This window comes from Nocardioides conyzicola (assembly GCF_039543825.1).
Lineage (GTDB): Bacteria > Actinomycetota > Actinomycetes > Propionibacteriales > Nocardioidaceae > Nocardioides > Nocardioides conyzicola.
In genome coordinates this window covers 254285-271626 of sequence record NZ_BAABKM010000001.1, presented here as the reverse complement: position 1 = coordinate 271626, position 17342 = coordinate 254285, and the positions used below count along the sequence as shown (strand labels likewise).

General features: G+C 71.4%; 17 protein-coding genes. 10 read left to right on the top strand and 7 right to left on the bottom strand.

Features of this window, described 5'->3' with window-relative positions; all coding sequences use genetic code 11:
• Positions 1-28 precede the first annotated feature (28 nt).
• On the top strand, positions 29-1150 hold the full coding sequence (locus ABEA34_RS01355) for a calcium-binding protein (RefSeq protein WP_345518466.1): 1122 nt from the start codon (positions 29-31) through the stop codon (positions 1148-1150).
• 30 nt (positions 1151-1180) lie between these two features.
• Here ABEA34_RS01355 and ABEA34_RS01350 read toward each other — a convergent pair whose 3' ends face one another.
• Positions 1181-1783 carry a TetR family transcriptional regulator gene (locus ABEA34_RS01350; protein ID WP_345518464.1) on the bottom strand — a complete coding sequence of 201 codons (603 nt, stop codon included), beginning with the start codon at positions 1781-1783 and terminating at the stop codon, positions 1181-1183.
• A 77-nt stretch (positions 1784-1860) separates the two neighbouring features.
• Between ABEA34_RS01350 and ABEA34_RS01345 the strand changes: the two genes are divergently transcribed.
• The 3 genes from ABEA34_RS01345 to ABEA34_RS01335 all read left to right on the top strand — a co-directional run bounded on the left by ABEA34_RS01345 (position 1861) and on the right by ABEA34_RS01335 (position 6529).
• Positions 1861-3252 (top strand): serine hydrolase domain-containing protein, encoded by a 1392-nt coding sequence (locus ABEA34_RS01345; RefSeq protein ID WP_345518461.1) that lies wholly within the window; start codon positions 1861-1863, stop codon positions 3250-3252.
• A 34-nt stretch (positions 3253-3286) separates the two neighbouring features.
• Entirely contained in the window at positions 3287-5071 is a 1785-nt protein-coding gene (locus ABEA34_RS01340; protein WP_345518458.1) for a sensor histidine kinase, read from the top strand.
• Between the two features lie 210 nt (positions 5072-5281).
• Positions 5282-6529 carry an HNH endonuclease signature motif containing protein gene (locus ABEA34_RS01335; protein ID WP_345518457.1) on the top strand — a complete coding sequence of 416 codons (1248 nt, stop codon included), beginning with the start codon at positions 5282-5284 and terminating at the stop codon, positions 6527-6529.
• On the opposite strand, the gene ABEA34_RS01330 is transcribed toward ABEA34_RS01335, so the two are convergent.
• Genes ABEA34_RS01330 through ABEA34_RS01320 form a run of 3 tightly spaced genes read right to left on the bottom strand, consistent with a single transcriptional unit; the run spans position 6507 to position 8138 of the window.
• The gene (locus ABEA34_RS01330; protein ID WP_345518456.1) at positions 6507-6941 is read right to left on the bottom strand and encodes a hypothetical protein; all 435 of its coding nucleotides are present in this window, start codon (positions 6939-6941) and stop codon (positions 6507-6509) included. The two genes, ABEA34_RS01335 and ABEA34_RS01330, sit on opposite strands and share 23 nt — an antisense overlap.
• A gap of 16 nt (positions 6942-6957) precedes the next feature.
• Positions 6958-7638, bottom strand: coding sequence for a hypothetical protein (locus ABEA34_RS01325; protein WP_345518454.1), 681 nt, complete (start codon positions 7636-7638; stop codon positions 6958-6960).
• Positions 7635-8138, bottom strand: a complete 504-nt coding sequence (locus ABEA34_RS01320) for an RNA polymerase sigma factor (RefSeq protein ID WP_345518452.1) — start codon at positions 8136-8138, stop codon at positions 7635-7637. Before ABEA34_RS01320 ends, ABEA34_RS01325 begins: the two co-directional genes overlap by 4 nt.
• A gap of 103 nt (positions 8139-8241) precedes the next feature.
• Here ABEA34_RS01320 and ABEA34_RS01315 point away from each other — a divergent pair, with 103 nt between their 5' ends.
• From ABEA34_RS01315 to efeB, 4 genes are all read left to right on the top strand, one after another.
• Positions 8242-8949, top strand: a complete 708-nt coding sequence (locus ABEA34_RS01315; protein ID WP_345518450.1) for a DsbA family oxidoreductase — start codon at positions 8242-8244, stop codon at positions 8947-8949.
• Positions 8950-9015: 66 nt separating this feature from the next.
• Positions 9016-9864: an iron uptake transporter permease EfeU gene (efeU, locus tag ABEA34_RS01310; RefSeq protein ID WP_345518448.1), complete on the top strand. Its 849-nt coding sequence runs from the start codon at positions 9016-9018 to the stop codon at positions 9862-9864.
• Positions 9865-9890: 26 nt separating this feature from the next.
• Positions 9891-11057 (top strand): iron uptake system protein EfeO, encoded by a 1167-nt coding sequence (gene efeO / locus ABEA34_RS01305; protein ID WP_345518446.1) that lies wholly within the window; start codon positions 9891-9893, stop codon positions 11055-11057.
• Complete coding sequence (gene efeB / locus ABEA34_RS01300) at positions 11054-12313, top strand: iron uptake transporter deferrochelatase/peroxidase subunit (protein WP_345519109.1); 1260 nt, start codon at positions 11054-11056, stop codon at positions 12311-12313. The genes efeO and efeB overlap by 4 nt, the downstream gene beginning before the upstream one ends.
• On the opposite strand, the gene ABEA34_RS01295 is transcribed toward efeB, so the two are convergent.
• Positions 12295-12834 carry a GNAT family N-acetyltransferase gene (locus ABEA34_RS01295; protein WP_345518444.1) on the bottom strand — a complete coding sequence of 180 codons (540 nt, stop codon included), beginning with the start codon at positions 12832-12834 and terminating at the stop codon, positions 12295-12297. The genes efeB and ABEA34_RS01295 overlap by 19 nt on opposite strands.
• Before the next feature lie 2 nt (positions 12835-12836).
• Positions 12837-14369 carry an ABC-F family ATP-binding cassette domain-containing protein gene (locus tag ABEA34_RS01290; RefSeq protein ID WP_345518442.1) on the bottom strand — a complete coding sequence of 511 codons (1533 nt, stop codon included), beginning with the start codon at positions 14367-14369 and terminating at the stop codon, positions 12837-12839.
• Between the two features lie 222 nt (positions 14370-14591).
• Here ABEA34_RS01290 and serA point away from each other — a divergent pair, with 222 nt between their 5' ends.
• On the top strand, positions 14592-16172 hold the full coding sequence (serA, locus tag ABEA34_RS01285; RefSeq protein WP_345518440.1) for a phosphoglycerate dehydrogenase: 1581 nt from the start codon (positions 14592-14594) through the stop codon (positions 16170-16172).
• A gap of 9 nt (positions 16173-16181) precedes the next feature.
• On the opposite strand, the gene ABEA34_RS01280 is transcribed toward serA, so the two are convergent.
• The gene (locus tag ABEA34_RS01280) at positions 16182-16415 is read right to left on the bottom strand and encodes a hypothetical protein (RefSeq protein ID WP_345518438.1); all 234 of its coding nucleotides are present in this window, start codon (positions 16413-16415) and stop codon (positions 16182-16184) included.
• Positions 16416-16554: 139 nt separating this feature from the next.
• Between ABEA34_RS01280 and ABEA34_RS01275 the strand changes: the two genes are divergently transcribed.
• Complete coding sequence (locus ABEA34_RS01275; protein WP_345518436.1) at positions 16555-17334, top strand: hypothetical protein; 780 nt, start codon at positions 16555-16557, stop codon at positions 17332-17334.
• Positions 17335-17342 lie beyond the last annotated feature (8 nt).

The following is a 17342-nucleotide window of genomic DNA, read 5'->3' as shown; positions in this document are numbered from 1 at the left end:
GGGCTCGACGACACGACGGGGTTGGCACATGAGGACTCGGACCATGGGCGCGATGGCGCTGCTGGCGCTCGGTGTGAGCGGGATCGCGGTGGCGACGACGCCCGCGCAGGCGGCCGGGGCGACCTGCCAAGGTCACGCCGTCACGATCGCCGCGACCGGCACCGGTCGTCCGGTCACTGGCACCGACGGGCCCGACGTCATCAGCTCGGTCGGGTTCACCGACGTGACGATCGACGCCAAGGGAGGCGACGACATCGTCTGCGCCGGCCGTGACTCGGTGATCGAGGGTGGGCCGGGAGCCGACAGCTTCTCGGGCGTGCGCTCGACGATGCTGGCCTACAACGTCGCGGCGGCGGGCGTCCAGGTCGACCTCGCCGCGGGCACCGTCGTCGACGGCGGCGAGACCGACACGGTCACCGGCATCCACGCGGTCATGGGGAGCAAGTACGACGACACGTTCGTCGGGACGGCCAGCAGGGACACCTACAACAGCGGCGACTACTACGTGGCGGCGTCCGAGGACGTGCTCGTCGACGGTGACCACGTCGCCATGGGCGCCGGCGACGACAGCGCGAGGGTCCGGCTCGGCTCGGTGGACCTCGGCGCCGGTGACGACGACGCGACGGTCGCGGGCGGCACCGTCACGGGCGGCGCCGGGGACGACGAGCTCTACCTGGTGACGAACGGCGTCGCGAAGGGTGGCCCGGGCGACGACAGCATCTACCCGATCGTGAGCACCGTGGACTTCGGGCTACCGCCGCAGGGATCCCGGCTGGTCGTGCACGGCGGGGCGGGCAGGGACGTGATCCTGCACCCGGTCGTCAACCGCGAGGGCGACGCCTGCTCGGCGGTCTGCGCCGTCGCGGACCTCGACGGTGGCGGCGGCCGCGACACCCTCCGGTTCGTCAACCGCGGCGTCGTGGACCTGGCGGCCGGACGGTCGCGCACCGAGCACGGCCGCGCGACGCTCCGCTCGTTCGAGGACGTGCTGGGGAGCAGCGGCCCCGACGTCATCCGCGGTGACGCCCGGGCCAACCGGCTCGTCGGCGGACGGGGGAACGACGTCCTGGTCGGCCGCGGCGGTCGGGACACGGCCATCGGTGGACCGGGACAGGACCGTTGCGCGGCCGAGGTACGGCGTACCTGCTGACGTCTGTCCGGCGCGGTCCTCCGCCCGGAGCTAGGTGAGCCTGCTGCGGAGCCCGGCGACGAGAGTGTCCACCGAGAACGACCAGACGTACTCGTAGTCGCTCACGTCCGTCGCGATCGACCGCACCAGGGGGAAGGACTCCTCCGGAAGGTCATCGAGCTGGGTCTCGAGCAGCTCGCCGCGGGCGACCATGCTCCGCTCCATGCCGATCATCAGGGCGAGGTACGACGCCGTCTTCACGGCAGCGAACGAGTCGGTGCGGCTGAAGCCGGCCTCCGCGAGCGCGGTGAGGGCGACCTCGAAGGACGCCGTGGCCCGCGCGCCCTGGACCGGCCGCTGCCGCAGGGCGTGGAACGCGCCGGGGTGCGTCGCGGCGATGCCGGTGACGCCCTCGACGAACTGGCGGATCCAGTCGTCCCAGGCCACCGGTCCGGTCGGGAGCTTCGCCTCGTCGAGCAGCAGCTCCACGATCCCGTCGGTGACGGCGTCCCGGGTGGGCACGTGGTTGTAGAGCGAGGTGACGTGGACGCCGAGCTCGCCGGCGATCTTGCGCAGCGTGACGGCGTCCGGTCCGTCCCGGTCCGCGAGCCGGACCGCGGTCTGCAGGATCCGCTCGCGCGTCAGTGCCGCCATCTCCGCCTCGTTCCCCTTGACAAACCTACGCTGTAGGTTAACAGTTACCTACACTGTAGGTACGCCGAGGAGGAACCGTGTCGCTCACCCAGATCGATCTGGAGAAGAAGCTCGCCGAGCTCATCGACCAGCACCGCGTCCCGGGGGCACAGCTCGCTGTGCTCGACGGGGACACGATCACCGAGGTGGCGGCGGGCGTGCTCAGCATCCGCACCGGCAGCCCGGTGACGACGGACGCCCTCTTCCTGCCGGGCTCCATCGGCAAGCTCTACACGGCGACGCTCGTGCTGATGCTCGTCGACGAGGGCCTGATCGACCTCGACCGTCCGGTGCGCAGCTACCTCCCCGACTTCGAGGTCCGCGACACCCACGCCCGTGACACCGTCACGGTCCGCGACCTGCTGCGCCACACGAGCGGCTTCGACGGTGACGTCTTCATCGACACCGGCCGCGGCGACGATGCCCTGCCGCGCTACCTGGACGCCATCCGCGACCTGCCGCAGATCGCTGCTCCCGGCTCGATCTGGAGCTACAGCAACAGCGGCTTCTCGATCCTCGGCCGGCTCGTCGAGGTCGTGGGCGACACGGTCTTCGAGACCGCCCTGCGTGACCGGCTGCTCGCTCCACTCGGTCTCCAGCAGTCGGTGGTCTTCGCCGAGGACGCGATCCCGCACCCGCTCTCGGTGGGCCACGAGCCCGACCCGGAGGACCCGGACTCGCACGTCGTCAGCAACCCGTGGGGGCTCTACCGCTCGTGCGGCCCGATGGGCGCGTCGCTCGTCGCCAGCGCGGGCGACGTCCTCCGGTTCGCGCTGCTGCACCTCGACGGCGGCGTCGCCGCCGACGGCACCCAGCTGCTCTCGGAGGAGCTCGTCGCCGCCGCCCAGGTGCCGCAGGTGTCCCTGGTCGACGACACCGTCCTCGGCGAGGCGTGGGGGCTGGGGTGGATCCTCGACCACTTCGGGGACGTCGCGGTCATCGGGCACGACGGCAACTCGCTGGGCCAGAACGCCTTCATGCGGCTCGCTCCCGAGCAGCGGTTCGGCTTCTGCCTGCAGACCAACGTCGAGAGCGCGCTCGCGATGTACCGCGAGCTGGCCGACTGGCTCTTCTCGCAGCGGCTCGGCGTGAGCCTGCGGCAGGACCCCGCAGCCCTTCCGACGCGGGTGGTCGACGACCCCGACCGGTACGTCGGCACCTACCGTCGCGAGGGCGTCAGCTTCGAGATCTCGGCGACGGGGGACGGGTCCCTGGTCGCCGGCCTCCACGTCACCCATGCGGCCGCGGAGATGCAGAGCATGCCGCCGATGGACGACCTGCCGCTGGTGCCCGTCGAGCGGTCCGACTCGTTCCTGCTGAGGGTGCCGATCGCCGACAGCGACCTGCTGGCCGTGTTCTTCAACCCGGACGACGCGACCGCGGCGCCGACGTACCTGCACTTCGGAGGCCGCGCCCACCAGCGCATCTGACCGGAGCACGTCGTGGCACCGATAGGTTCCTCGCGTGGCGTTCGACGAGACACGTCCTAGCAGCTCGGACCACACCGGCTGGTCCGACTCGTCCGCGCGCGCCGTGCTCCAGCTGATGGTGGAGTCCGTGGCCGAGCTCATCGGCTTCGAGATCGCGGCGCTGTCGGTGGTGCTCGACGGGGACCTGGTCACGGTCGCGTACACCGGGCCGGACGAGTACCGCGACTACCTGATGAACGCCGTGGACCCGGTCTCCGTGCTGGACCCTGTCCTGGAGCGGGCCGAGACGTGGGGGCGCTACCGATTCCTGGACGCGGACGTCGACCACGTCGAGCTCGAGGGGCACTGGGTGATGGTGGCGCCGGACCGCTCCGACCACCCCGACTCCTGGAACCCGGAGAACGTGCTGATCGGGCTGCTCGCCGGGGACGACGGTGAGCTGGTGGGGGTGCTGTCGGTCGACCAGCCGGTCTCGGGACGTCGTCCCGACGCCGCGCAGCGCGACCTGCTCGAGAGGTACGCCGCGCAGGCGGAGCGCGCCGTACTGACCGCGTTCGAGCGTGAGGAGCTCGTGCACCAGGTCGCCCAGGCCGATGCGGCACGCCGGCTGATCCGCTCCGCCGCGATGCCGGCCCAGGCCTCGGTGGAGGCGGTGCTCGTGCACACGCACGCCCCACTGGTCGAGGGCTTCCAGGCCAGCGGGTTGTGGATCGAGATGTTCGACGGGGACGAGCGGCACCGAGGACATGCTTGCGACCGGGAGCGGGAGATCATCGAGGTGCCCGACGCGATCGTCGAGCTCGCCCGCGCGATCGCTCCGCTGCTGTGGGCCGAGCAGCAGGTGTTCGTGATGGGCAACGAGCCCGCACCTGCGGCGGATGCGGTCCTGCCGGGCGACCTGGTCGACGAGGCCGTCCAGTACACGATGGCGGCCGACCTCGACCGGGTGCTCGCCGTACCTCTCGGTGCCGGTGCGGAGTGCCTCGGCCTGCTGGTGCTCACCCGCAACTTCGCGCAGCCGGTGTGGTCGTCGGTCGAGCAGGCGTCGGCGCTCGAGATCGGCCACGACCTCGGCGCCGCGCTCCTCACCGCCCGGGCGCTCGAGCGCGAGCGTGGCCTGGTGCGTCAGCTGCAGGAGCTCGACGACTACCGGAGCCAGCTCTTCGCGACACTCTCGCACGAGCTGCGCACGCCGCTGACGGTGATCTCCGGCAACCTCGAGATCGTCGGTGGGCTCGCGATCGACGACGGGGCGAAGGTCTTCCTCGACGCGATGGGCCGTGGCGCCGAACGGATGCAGAAGGTCGTCGACGACCTGATGCTCCTCGCGCGGGTGACTCATCCGCGGCACCCGTTGACGAGGATCTCGGTCGACCTGCGTGAGGTCGCGGAGGACGTCGTCACGCTGCTGGACTCGACGGCGATCTCGAAGGGGCTCACCCTCGACGTCCACCTCGACGACGGCCCGCTGCTGGTCCTTGGCGACCCGGCCGAGATCGACCAGCTGCTCGCCAACCTGGTGAGCAACGCCGTCAAGTACACCCCCTCCGGCGGCACCGTCACCCTGTCCGTACGCCGTCGCGACGACGACGTCGAGGTCCGGGTCGCCGACGACGGCCTCGGCATCGCCGAGGAGGACCAGGCGCGCATCTTCCGCGCCTTCTACCGCACCGAGAATCCCGAGGCCCTGAGCGAACCCGGTACCGGGCTCGGCCTCGCCATCGTCGCCACGGTCGTCGAGCGTCATGGCGGTCGGGTCGAGGTCGACTCCCACCTCGGTCAGGGCTCCATCTTCACCGTCACGTTGCCTGGTGCCTGACGGACACCGACTGGCAGTAGCCCGCGGGTCCGCTCGGGTTGGCCGCCGATAGGCAGTTACGCGGGTGCGGCGGGCGGTGGGTTGCGGTCGCCTCCCGGCTTTCCGGCCGCCTTCCCGTGGTCGAGATCGTGACCTTTTCGTGACCTGGATCCCTGTGGATAAGGCCCTCTGAGGCCTCTGACTGTCGGTGGCCAGTGCTTGGCTAGTCCCATGACAGCGATGACCACACCCCACCACCAGGTGGCCACGGCGACCGCGCGGATGCGCGCTGTTGCCGACGCCGTGGTGGACGCGTCGGTGTGGTCCATGTCCTCTGCCGAGGCAGCCTCGACGCTGGTGGAGCTGACTCGGTTGGAGGCGCAGGTTGTGGAGCTCCGGGCCCGGGTGGCGCGGCACGCCGACGAGCTGCAGGTCGGCACCGATGTCGGTGCGACGTCGACCGCGACCTGGCTCGCTCATCAGACTCGGCTCACGCGGCCGGCTGCGGCGGGGGTGGTGCACCTCGGCTACGACCTGGACACCCACGACGTGGTCCGGGATGCCCTCGCCGCCGGTGACCTCCGGCCCGAGCAAGCGGTCGTGATCCTCCGGGCGGTCAAGGAGCTACCGCAAGGCCTGGACCCGGACCTGGTGATCCGCGCGGAGCGGCACCTGGTCGACGCCGCGAGCGAGCACGACGCCAAGACGTTGCGGATCCTCGGCCGCCGGCTGTTGGAGGTCGTCGCCCCGGACCTGGCGGACCAGCATGAGGCCGACCTCCTCGAGAAGGAAGAAGCCAAAGCAGCCCAAGCGATGCGGCTCACCATGACCGACGACGGTCACGGGAAGACATGTGGCCGGTTCACGCTTCCGACGCTGCAGGCGGCGATGTTCAAGAAGATGCTGCTCGCCCTGGCCGCGCCCAAGCATCAGGCTGCGACCCACGGACCCGGGGTCGAACGCCGCCCGGGACCCGAGCGGATGGGACGCGCCTTCGCCGAGCTCATCGAACGCATCTCCGCCAAGGACCTCCCGAAGGTCGGCGGCACCGACGCCACCGTCGTCATCCACATCGACCTCGACGTGCTGACCGGGAAGCTGCAGAAGGCCGGGGTCCTCGACACCGGCGAGAAGATCAGCCCGAGCCAGGTCCGCCGGCTCGCCTGCACCGCCCGGATCCTCCCCGTCGTCCTCAACGGCAAGTCCGAGGTCCTCGACGTCGGCCGCGCCAAGCGCTTCTTCACCAAGGCCCACCTCACCGCCATGAGCATCCGAGACGGCGGCTGCGTCGCCGAGGGGTGCGACTGGCCACCCTGGCTCTGCCACGGACATCACTGGACCCGCTGGACCGACGACGGCCCGACGGATCTCGACAACGGCGGACTGCTCTGCCCGAGACACCACGCGAGAGCCCACGACCCGACGTACGAGACGACCCATCAACCCAACGGCAAGGTCAGGTTCCACCGTCGGCCCTAGGTCGACCCCTCGCGGGCCGGTGAGCAGACCAGCCCCCACCCGGGATGCCGCCCGGGTGCTGCCGGCTGAGCTCGTCGAGCCGCGCCTGGTCGGGATCGACCGGGAGGCCGGGCGTCGCGGACGGCACGAGCCGGTAGTCCGCGTAGACGAGGTACCCCAGCTCCGGCGGCCGGCTGAGCACGAGTGCCCGGAGGTCGTGGGCCGCGGCCTCGACGTTGACCTCGGAGGCGCCGTACATGATGGACACGAGGTCCGACCACTCACCTGGAGTCATCACGATCGTCACCGAGGTCGTGGACCCGTCGGGGCGTGGCGCTGTGACCTCGATCCGCCCGGCTCGGGGCTCGCTTGCGGTGCTCCACCGGTTGAGTGACGCGAGCAGCTCCGCCCATGCGTCGTCGTCGAAGCTCACAGCCCCGATGATGCCGCTACTCCGACTCCAGCAACACGGTGTCGGACTTGTGCGCCAGCGAGCGCCCACCGGCGTCCAGGTAGTCGAAGCGCACCCGGTCGCCCTCGTCCCCGGCCGGGACCTCGCCGGCAAACGCGCCGTCCATGACGGCGAAGGTGCGTGACCAGCCGGGGCCGGTGACCTCGACGGAGGCGACGTGGGCCGAGACTCCCGCGAACTCGCCGTACACGACGGCCGGCCCGTCCGGCGCGGTCTGCCAGTAGGTGCCCCGGCGCGGGTCGTGCTCGGAGCCGCCCCAGAGGGCGCAGCCGACGCCGAAGCCCTCGGGCTCCGTGACGGTGCCGGTCATGTCGCGGATCACGCACTGCCCGTCGGTGGTGTCGGCGTACCAGACGCGCGCGTGCTTGCCGTTGCTGAGCACGACGTCGGCGACCTGGCGCTCGTGGTCGATCGGGGAGGGCCAGGCGTCGTCGCCGGACCGCATCTGGTCGAAGCGCTCGGTCACGATGTGGGGGACCAGGCCGCCGGCGTACGCGCCACCGCCGGCGGCGATCGCGCCGCACAGGCCGGCGGCGGCGATCCAGCGGCCGCGGCGGCGTCGAGGGTCGGGAGCCGTGAGCACGGCGTCGAGCATCGCGTGCGACCGCTCCTCGGTGAGGTGCTCGGCACGGGGACGGAGGTCGTCGAGGACGGTCATGGGGTGCTCCTGATCAGGGGGAGAGGGGTGGTGGCCTCGATGCGGGCTCGGGCCCGGTGCAGGCGCATCCGCAGGGTGCCGGGACGGCAGCCCAGCACCTCGGCGGCCTGCTCGGTCGTGAGGCCCTCCCACGCGACGAGCAGCAGCGCCTCGCGCTCGCCGTCCGGCATCGCAGCGAGTACGGCGAGGGCGTCCGAGCGCTCGGCCGCCGTCGTGCCGGCGTCGGTCGCGGACGGGGTCGCGTCGTCGAGGAGGCGGAGCCGCTGCTCGAGGCCCGCCCGGCGTCGGTGCGAGCGGAGGTGGTTGCGGACGTGCCCGCGCGCCACGGCGATCAGCCACGGCAACGGCTCGGCGGGCACCGCGTCCCACGTCCGCCACGCGGTCAGGAACGTCGAGGCGGCGACGTCGTACGACGCATCGCGCCCGACGTGCCGCTCGGCGTACGCGCTGACGCGGCGGAGGTGCGCGTGCCAGCACGCCTCGAACTCCGCGACGTCCACCTGGTCTCCCTCGTGTGACCTCACACTAGGAAACGTCCGGCACCGATACCGGTGTCACACGCGGAGGCAGGAAAATCACCGCTCCGCTCGACGTTCAGCCGACGTGAAGATCGAGATCTGGAGTGACGTCGTCTGCCCGTGGTGCTTCGTCGGCAAGCGTCGTCTCGAGACGGCCCTGTCCACGTTCCCGCACGCCGACGAGGTCGAGGTGGTCTACCGCTCCTTCGAGCTGGATCCGACCGCGCCGCACCACGGCCACGAGCTGAGCACCGGCGTGATCGCGCGCAAGTACGGGCGCCCCGAGGCCGAGATGCGCCAGATGCAGCAGCAGCTGATCGACGTCGCGGCCGAGGAGGGCCTGGCCATGCGGCTCTTCGACACCGTGCACACCAACACCATCGACGCCCACCGCCTCCTCCACCTGGCCCTCGGCACCGGTGGCCCGGCGCTCCAGCGCCAGCTCAAGGAGGCGCTGCTCTCGGCGTACTTCGAGGGCGCCGCCGACGTCGGCGACCACGACGTCCTCACCGCCACCGCGACGAGCGTCGGCCTCGACGAGGCCCGCGTCCGCGAGGTCCTTGCGAGCGACGAGTACGCCGACGCGGTCGCGGCCGACATCGCCCAGGCCCGCGCGTACGGCGCGACGGGCGTGCCGTTCTTCGTCGTCGACCAGGCGTACGGCGTCTCCGGCGCCCAGCCGGCCGAGGTCTTCAGCCAGGTCCTCGACCAGGCGTGGACCGCGTCACACCCGACGCTCCAGATGGCCGGCGGCGACGCTGACGCGTGCGGCCCCGACGGCTGCGCGATCTGACCTCGGGTGAGGTAAGCCTCACGTTGCTTAGGCAAACCTAATAAAGCAGGCGTAGCATCGCGGCTTGTGCTTGCGAACTACCTGATCGGCCTGCGCGAGGGCCTCGAGGCTGCCCTGGTGGTCAGCATCCTGGTCGCCTACCTGGTCAAGACGAAGCGCCGCGGCCTGCTGCCGCGGATCTGGTTCGGCGTCGCGATCGCCGTGCTGGTCTCGCTCGGGTTCGGGTTCGCGCTCTTCTACGGTCCGCGCGGGCTGACGTTCGAGGCGCAGGAGACGATCGGCGGCACCCTGTCGATCGTCGCGGTCGTCTTCGTCACCTGGATGATCTTCTGGATGGCGCGCGCGGCCCGCTCGCTGAGCGGCGAGCTGCGTGGCCAGATCGACGACGCCGCCGAAGGACCCTGGTGGGGTCTCGTGCTGGTCGCGATCTTCGCCGTCGGTCGGGAGGGCCTCGAGACGGCCCTCTTCCTCTGGTCCGCCACCGAGGCGGTCTCCCGCGACACCGACTCGACCTGGCAGCCGCTGGTGGGCGCCGCGCTCGGCATCGTCACCGCCGTGGTGCTGGCCTACCTGCTCTACCGCGGCGCCATCTCGATCAACCTGAGCACGTTCTTCACCTGGACCGGCGGCTTCTTGATCCTGGTCGCCGGCGGCGTCCTGTCGTACGGCGTCCACGACCTCCAGGAGGCCGGTGTCCTGCCCGGGCTCCACCGCCTCGCGTGGGACGTCTCGGACACGATCGATCCCACGACCTGGTACGCCACCCTGCTCAAGGGCATCTTCAACTTCTCGCCGGCCACCACCGTCCTCGAGGCGACCGTCTGGGTCCTGTACGTCGTGCCGGTGATGTTCCTCTTCGTCCGCGGCGCCCGCCGGCGTACCTCTCCTCCTGCCCCTGCCCCCGTCCACAGCTGACCCGTCCCGAAGGAACTGAGACTCCGATGCGCAAGCCCTTGCTCGTGGCCGCACTGCTGGTCACCACGCCGTTCTTCGCCGCCTGCACCGAGAACGCCAAGGACGACGGCGGCAAGTCCGCCGACGGACGCTCGGTCTCGGTCACGTCGACCGACGACGAGTGCAAGGTCTCGACCGCCAAGGTGCCGGCCGGGACGGTCACGTTCAACGTCACCAACGACGGCTCGCAGGTCACGGAGTTCTACCTGCTCGGCGACGACGGCCTGCGGATCGTCGCCGAGGTCGAGAACGTCGGCCCCCAGCTCTCCCGCCAGCTGGTCGTCAACGCGCCGGCCGGCACCTACTTCACCGCCTGCAAGCCGGGCATGAAGGGCGACGGCATCCGGGCCGACTTCACCGTCACCAAGTCCGGCGACGAGCCGACCGTCTCCGCCGACGACCAGCAGCTGGTCGACACCGCGCTGGCCAACTACTCGGCGTACGTCCAGGACCAGTCCGACCAGCTGGTGGCCAAGACGCAGGAGTTCGTCAAGCTCTACAAGGCCGGCGACGACGACGCCGCTCGCACGCTCTACCCCGAGGCCCGCACCCACTGGGAGCGGATCGAGACCGTGGCCGAGTCCTTCGGTGACCTCGACCCGAAGACCGACGCGCGCGAGGCCGACCTCGAGCCCGGCGAGAAGTGGACCGGCTGGCACCGGATCGAGAAGGACCTCTGGCCCGAGCTGGCGAAGAACTACACCCCGCTCACGCCCCAGCAGCGCGCGACCTACGCTGATGACCTGATGAAGAACATCACCACCCTCGACACGCGCGTCCAGGGCCTCGACTACACCGTCGACCAGATCGCGAACGGCTCCCGCGGCCTGCTCGAGGAGGTCGCCTCGGGCAAGGTCACCGGCGAGGAGGAGTACTGGTCGCACACCGACCTGTGGGACTTCCAGGCCAACGTCGACGGTGCCCGCGTGGGCTTCGAGGGCCTCAAGCCGATCGTCGAGCAGACCAACCCGGCGCTCGCGAAGACGCTGACCACCCGCTTCGCCGACCTGCAGAAGCTGCTCGACGCGCAGAAGACCGCGACCGGCTTCACGTTCTACGACGACCTGACGCCGGACGAGGTCCAGGACCTGGCCAACGCCGTCAACGCGCTCTCCGAGCCGTTGTCGCAGCTCACCGCGGCGGTGCTGTCCTGACCGGAGTCTCCCGACGCGGACTGGTCGGCGGTGGCGTTGCCGCCGCCGGCCTCGCCGCGGGTGCGTACGCCGCCGGTCGCTCGACCGCCGCGGACGGTGCGCCGCACCCGGACGCCCGCGTGGAGTACGCGTTCCGCGGCGCCCACCAGGCCGGCATCACCACCCCCGCCCAGGACCGCCTGCACTTCGCCGCGTTCGACGTCACCACCGACTCCCGCGACGAGCTGATCGCCCTGCTGACGGCCTGGACCGCGGCCGCCGACCGGATGACCCGCGGCCTGCCCGCGGGCGAGATCGGCCCGACCCAGGGCTCGATCAACCTCCCGCCCGACGACACCGGCGAGGCGATCGGGCTGGACGCCGGCGGTCTGACGATCACGTTCGGCTTCGGGCCCACGCTCTTCCGCGACGACGACGGCAAGGACCGGTTCGGCCTCGCCGACCGGCAGCCGAAGGCGCTGCGCACGCTGCCGCACTTCCCGGCCGACGTGCTCGATCCCGACAAGTCGTACGGCGACCTCTGCGTGCAGGCGTGTGCCGACGACCCGCAGGTCGCGGTGCACGCGATCCGCAACCTGGCCCGGATCGGCTTCGGCACGGTCGCCGTCCGGTGGTCGCAGCTCGGCTTCGGCCGGACCTCGACGACCTCGACCGCGCAGTCGACGCCGCGCAACCTCTTCGGCTTCAAGGACGGCACGGCCAACATCAAGTCCCAGGAGAAGAAGGACGTCGAGAAGCACGTCTGGGTCGCTCCGGGAGCGGACGCCCAGGCCGACTGGCTGGCGGGCGGCTCCTACCTGGTCGCGCGCCGGATCAACATGCATATCGAGATCTGGGACCGGCAGTCACTGGGCGACCAGGAGGACTTCATCGGCCGCACCAAGGACACCGGCGCCCCGCTGTCCGGCGGCACCGAGTTCACCGAGCCCGACTTCGACATGCCGGGCAGCACCGGCCCGGTCATCGCCGAGGACGCGCACGTCCGGCTGGTCCACCCCGACTTCAACAATGGCGCCCGGATGCTGCGGCGCGGCTACAACTTCGTCGACGGGTCCAACCCGCTGGGCGGCCTGGACGCCGGGCTGTTCTTCATCGCCTACGTGACGGACCCGGACACGCACTTCATCCCGATCCAGAACACGATGGCCAAGCACGACGCGATGATGGAGTACCTCAAGGTCACCGGCTCCGCGCTGTTCGCCGTACCTCCCGGCATCGGCCCGGGGGAGTACGTCGGTCAGTCGCTCTTCGCCTGAGCAGCCCACTGCTCGCGGGTGATCGCGAAGTACGCCGACTCGCCCTCGTACCACCGCTCGACGATGCCCCGGTCCTCCATGCCGAGCCGGCGCATCACCGCCTGCGACGGGTGGTTGTCGGTGTGGCTGACCGCGATGATCTCGGACAGCCCGCCCGCGAACCCGTGCGCCAGCACGGCCCGCGCGGCCTCGGTCGCGTAGCCGTGGCCCCACGAGTCGGGGTGCAGGTGCCAGCCGATCTCGACGGCGCCGTCGTCGTCGTTGGGGAGGTGCACCAGGAGCGCGGTGCCGACGACGACGCCGTCGCTCCGCCGCTCGATCGCCCAGATCCCCAGCGGCGGGTTGTCGCGCGTGGTGTAGCGGTCGATCCGGGCGTGCGCCTCGTCGAGGTCCTTCATCGGCTGCGGCGGCCCGTCGCCGAGCCACTTCACGACCTCGAGGCGGCTCAGCAGGTCGAGCAGCCGGTCGGCCTCGTCGTAGCGCCACAGACGGATGATCAGTCGCTCGGTCTCCAGGTACACGCTCACACCCTCTCAGCCAGGTCGACGATGCGCTCGACCCCGATGTCCTCCAGGAAGGCCGGGTCGTGGCTGACCACGACCAGCGCGCCCCGGTAGGACTCCAGCGCCGAGACCAGGGCGTCGTACGACGCGAAGTCGAGGTTGTTGGTCGGCTCGTCGAGCAGCAGCAGCTGGGGCGGCGGATCGGCCAGCAGCAGCGCGGCCAGCGTCGCGCGGAAGCGCTCGCCTCCCGAGAGCTCGCCCACCAGCCGGTCCGCCGCGCCGCCCCGGAAGAGGAAGCGTGCGAGCCGGGCGCGCACCGTGTTGGGGTCCGCGCCGGGCGCCCGCCCGGCGACGTTGCCGACCACGGTGTCGTCGTCGTCGAGCAGGTCGAGGCGCTGGGGGAGCAGCGCCACCGGGACCTGGGCGTGGTCGACCAGCCGGTGCAGCAGCGTCGTCTTGCCGGACCCGTTGGGGCCGACCACCCCGACCCGGTCGGGTCCGCTGATGTCCAGGTCGTCGCTCTCGAGCACGACCCGACCGCGCGGGACCTCGGTGCCGGGCAGGTCGACCCGGATCTCGCGGTCCTCGCGCAGCCGGGACTCGGCGGCGTCGAGGCGTTCGCGGGCCTGCTCGAGCCGGGCGTCGTGCACGCCGCGCAGGCCTGCCGCCGACGCCTCGGCGCGGTTGCGCTTGTAGTTGATCTGCGCCTTGCCGAGCCCGGCGCTGGCCTCGGCCTTCTTGGCCTGCCGGCGTCGACCGGCCAGCTGCCGCTCGGCCTCGGCGCGGTCGTTGCGCTGCCGGCGGAGGTCGGAGCGCGCCGCGGTGACCGCGTGCTCCGCGGCCTCCTGCTCGGCCGCGACCTGGGCGGCGTACGACGAGTAGCCGCCGCCGTACCAGCGGACCGAGCCGCCGCGCAGGTCGCCGATCCGGTCCATCCGCTCGAGCAGGTCGCGGTCGTGGCTGACCACGAGCAGCGACCGGGTCCAGCCCTCGACCACCTCGTAGAGCCGGTGCCGGGCGTCGGCGTCGAGGTTGTTGGTGGGCTCGTCGAGGACGAGCACGTCGGGACGCTGGAGCAGCAGCCGCGACAGCCCGAGCTGGGTGACCTCGCCGCCGGAGAGCTGGCCGAGCCGCCGGTCGATGACGTCGCGGGGGAGCCCGAGACGGCCGAGCTCGGCGACGGCCCGGTCCTCGACGTCCCAGTCGTCGCCGATGACGTCGTACAGCTCAGGGTCGGTGGCGCCGCCCTCGACGGCCTGGATCGCCCGGATCACCGCGCCGATGCCCAGGAAGTCGACGACTGGTTGCTGCGCGTCGAGGTGGAGGTCCTGCGGCAGGTAGCCGACCGTGCCGTTGACGGCCAGGTGCCCGGACGTGGGCGTCAGGCTCCCGGCGACGAGGCGCAGCAGGGTGGACTTGCCGGCGCCGTTGACGCCGACCAGTCCCGACCGGCCGGGGGAGACGAGGAGGTCGAGGTCGCGGAGGACCGGGGTGCCGTCGGGCCAGGCGAAGGTGAGGCCGGACGCGGCGATGACTGAGGTGGGTGCGGGCATGGCGGAGCTCCTGAGAGGTGGTGGACGGACGGCACCTCAGAGCTTCAACGCGACCTGCCGGGGGGAGGGGATACGACCTCGCCAGGGTAGGCACCGACCCGGCCGGACGCCACCGCATTTCCCGACACCGGCGGGGTAGAGTCGCGGGACAGCACAGCGTCGTGCCCGGCCGGTCACCGGCCATCCGAAGCCGCACCACCGCTAGGACGAACAGCTGTGAGCATGCCCGTCGTACTCATCGCCGAAGAGCTGAGCCCCGCCACCGTCGAGGCGCTCGGCCCGGACTTCGAGATCCGCCACTGCAACGGCGCCGACCGGGGAGAGCTGCTGGCGGCGATCGTCGATGCCGACGCCCTGCTGGTCCGCTCGGCCACCAAGGTCGACGCCGAGGCGCTGGCCGCCGCGACCCGCCTCAAGGTGGTCGCCCGCGCGGGAGTCGGGCTGGACAACGTCGACGTACGGGCCGCGACCCAGGCCGGCGTCATGGTCGTCAACGCGCCGACCTCCAACATCGTCTCCGCCGCCGAGCTCGCCGTCGCGCTGATGCTGGCCGCGGCGCGGCACGTCTCGCCCGCCCATGCCGCGCTCAAGGCCGGTGAGTGGAAGCGCTCGCGCTACACCGGCGTCGAGCTCTACGAGAAGACCGTCGGCATCGTCGGCCTCGGCCGGATCGGCGTCCTCGTCGCCCAGCGCCTCTCGGCGTTCGGCATGAAGGTGATCGCCTACGACCCCTACGTCCAGGCCGGCCGCGCCGCCCAGATGGGCGTGCGCCTGGTCGACCTCGACACCCTGCTCGCCGAGGCCGACTTCATGTCGGTGCACCTGCCCAAGACTCCCGAGACCGTCGGCCTGGTCGGCGTCGAGCAGCTCGCCAAGGTCAAGCCGTCGCTGGTGCTGGTCAACGCCGCCCGCGGCGGCATCGTCGACGAGCCCGCGCTGTACGCCGCCCTCAAGGAGGGCCGGGTCGCGGCCGCCGGCCTCGACGTCTTCGCGTCCGAGCCCTGCACCGACAGCCCGCTCTTCGAGCTCGAGAACGTCGTCGCCACGCCGCACCTCGGCGCCTCGACCGACGAGGCGCAGGAGAAGGCCGGCATCTCGGTCGCCCGCTCGGTGCGGCTCGCGCTGTCGGGCGAGCTGGTCCCGGACGCCGTCAACGTGCAGGGCGGCGTGATCGCCGAGGACGTGCGTCCCGGCATCCCGCTCACCGAGAAGCTCGGCCGGGTCTTCACCGGCCTCGCGGGCGAGGTCGCCCAGCAGGTCGACGTCGAGGTGCGCGGCGAGATCACCGACTACGACGTCAAGGTGCTCGAGCTCGCGGCCCTCAAGGGCATCTTCGCCGACATCGTCGAGGACCAGGTCTCCTACGTGAACGCCCCGCTCCTCGCCGCCGAGCGTGGCATGGCGGTGCGCCTGGTCATCGACCCCGAGAGCCCCGACCACCGCAACCTGATCACGATCCGCGGCACCCTCGCCGACGGCTCCCAGGTCTCCGTCAGCGGCACCCTCGTCGGCATCAACCAGCGCGAGCGCCTGGTCGAGCTCAACGGGTACGACGTCGACCTCGAGCCCACGGAGCACCTCGCCTTCCTCACGTACGGCGACCGCCCGGGCATGGTCGGCACCGTCGGCGGCATCCTCGGCGAGGCGGGCATCAACATCGCCGGCATGCAGGTCTCCCGCGACAGCAAGGGCGGCCAGGCGCTGGTCGCGCTCTCCGTCGACTCCGCCATCCCCGCCGACGTGCTCGCGGACCTGCAGCACGCCATCGAGGCCGACTCGGTGCGCGCCGTCGACCTGGTCTGAGCCGGCCGGCTAGCCCTTGCGGGGCACGGCCCGGTACTCGGTCGCCGGGGCGCCGGTCTGCGGGTTCTTCCACTTCGCGCTGCCGCGGGTCTCGTACCACCCGCGCGCGAGCCCCTCCCGGAACGCGACGCTCAGGGTGGACCGGTCGTAGCCCACCCGCTTGGACGCCGCACCGGGCGTCACGAACTCGTCGAGCTTGCGCATGCGGCGGTGGATGAGCTCCATCGTGTCCTCGTCGACCATGACACGAGGATGCACCAGGACACCGACACTCGCCCAGGGGAGGGTCCCGCGATCGACCACGGGTGACCGTCGCGGACATTAGGGTGTCCGCACCGAGCTGGACATCCGACGGCAGCCTGCTGCCGACCCAGGAGGATCGATGCACCGTCTTGCCCTGGCCGTGGTCGCCGTTCTCGTCGCGTGCAGCGGTCTCGCCGTCGCGCCGGCAACGGCCGCCGGCGTCTACAAGGTCACCCTCGCCTCCAGTCGCAGCGTTGCCGACGTCGGGCAGGTGACCGTCCTGACGGGCAAGGTCTCCGGCCGCGGCGCGGGCAAGAAGAAGGTCGGCGTCGACGTGAGCACCGACGGCAGCGCCTGGAAGCGCCTCGGGACCACCACGACCACGAAGACGGGCAAGTACACGTACAAGGCCAAGGTCGCCAGCGCCGGCACCACCTCCTACCGGGTCGTCGTGCCGAGGAGCAAGACCGTCGGCAAGGGCACCAGCAAGACCGTCGCCCTGCAGTCCTGGCGCTGGCTCGACCTGTACGACCAGCCGTACCTGACCGGTGGCGGCGTCGTGGGCCGCGGTGCCTACGAGACCACGACCATCGGAGGTGGGAAGCCGCCCGCCCACACCTTCGCCATGGGCGAGAGCTCCTACCTCTACTGGAACCTCGCCCAGCAGTGCGACCAGGTCGTCGCCCAGGTCGGGCTGGGGGACGGCGACCAGGGCGAGACCCGCACCGTGCGTTTCGAGCAGAGTGGCGACACCACGGACGTGGCGGTGACTGGCGGCGAGGCGCTGAAGGGTTTCGCCGACCTGGACGCGTCCGCCGCCAACAGCTTGTTCGTCTCCCGGCCCGACGATCGCTACGCCTTCCTGGTCCTGCCCCGCGCGCACTGCAAGGTCAACACGCTCCCCGTCGCCGCGGACTGAGCGCTGAC

What these genes read in the sequence shown, in the direction of transcription:
- ABEA34_RS01355 (WP_345518466.1), top strand. Translation starts at nt 29, where the DNA reads ATGAGGACTCGGACCATGGGCGCGATGGCGCTGCTGGCGCTCGGTGTG.
- ABEA34_RS01350 (WP_345518464.1), bottom strand. Translation starts at nt 1,783, where the DNA reads ATGGCGGCACTGACGCGCGAGCGGATCCTGCAGACCGCGGTCCGGCTC.
- ABEA34_RS01335 (WP_345518457.1), top strand. Translation starts at nt 5,282, where the DNA reads ATGACAGCGATGACCACACCCCACCACCAGGTGGCCACGGCGACCGCG.
- ABEA34_RS01325 (WP_345518454.1), bottom strand. Translation starts at nt 7,638, where the DNA reads ATGACCGTCCTCGACGACCTCCGTCCCCGTGCCGAGCACCTCACCGAG.
- efeO (WP_345518446.1), top strand. Translation starts at nt 9,891, where the DNA reads ATGCGCAAGCCCTTGCTCGTGGCCGCACTGCTGGTCACCACGCCGTTC.
- ABEA34_RS01290 (WP_345518442.1), bottom strand. Translation starts at nt 14,369, where the DNA reads ATGCCCGCACCCACCTCAGTCATCGCCGCGTCCGGCCTCACCTTCGCC.
- serA (WP_345518440.1), top strand. Translation starts at nt 14,592, where the DNA reads ATGCCCGTCGTACTCATCGCCGAAGAGCTGAGCCCCGCCACCGTCGAG.
- ABEA34_RS01280 (WP_345518438.1), bottom strand. Translation starts at nt 16,415, where the DNA reads ATGGTCGACGAGGACACGATGGAGCTCATCCACCGCCGCATGCGCAAG.
- ABEA34_RS01275 (WP_345518436.1), top strand. Translation starts at nt 16,555, where the DNA reads ATGCACCGTCTTGCCCTGGCCGTGGTCGCCGTTCTCGTCGCGTGCAGC.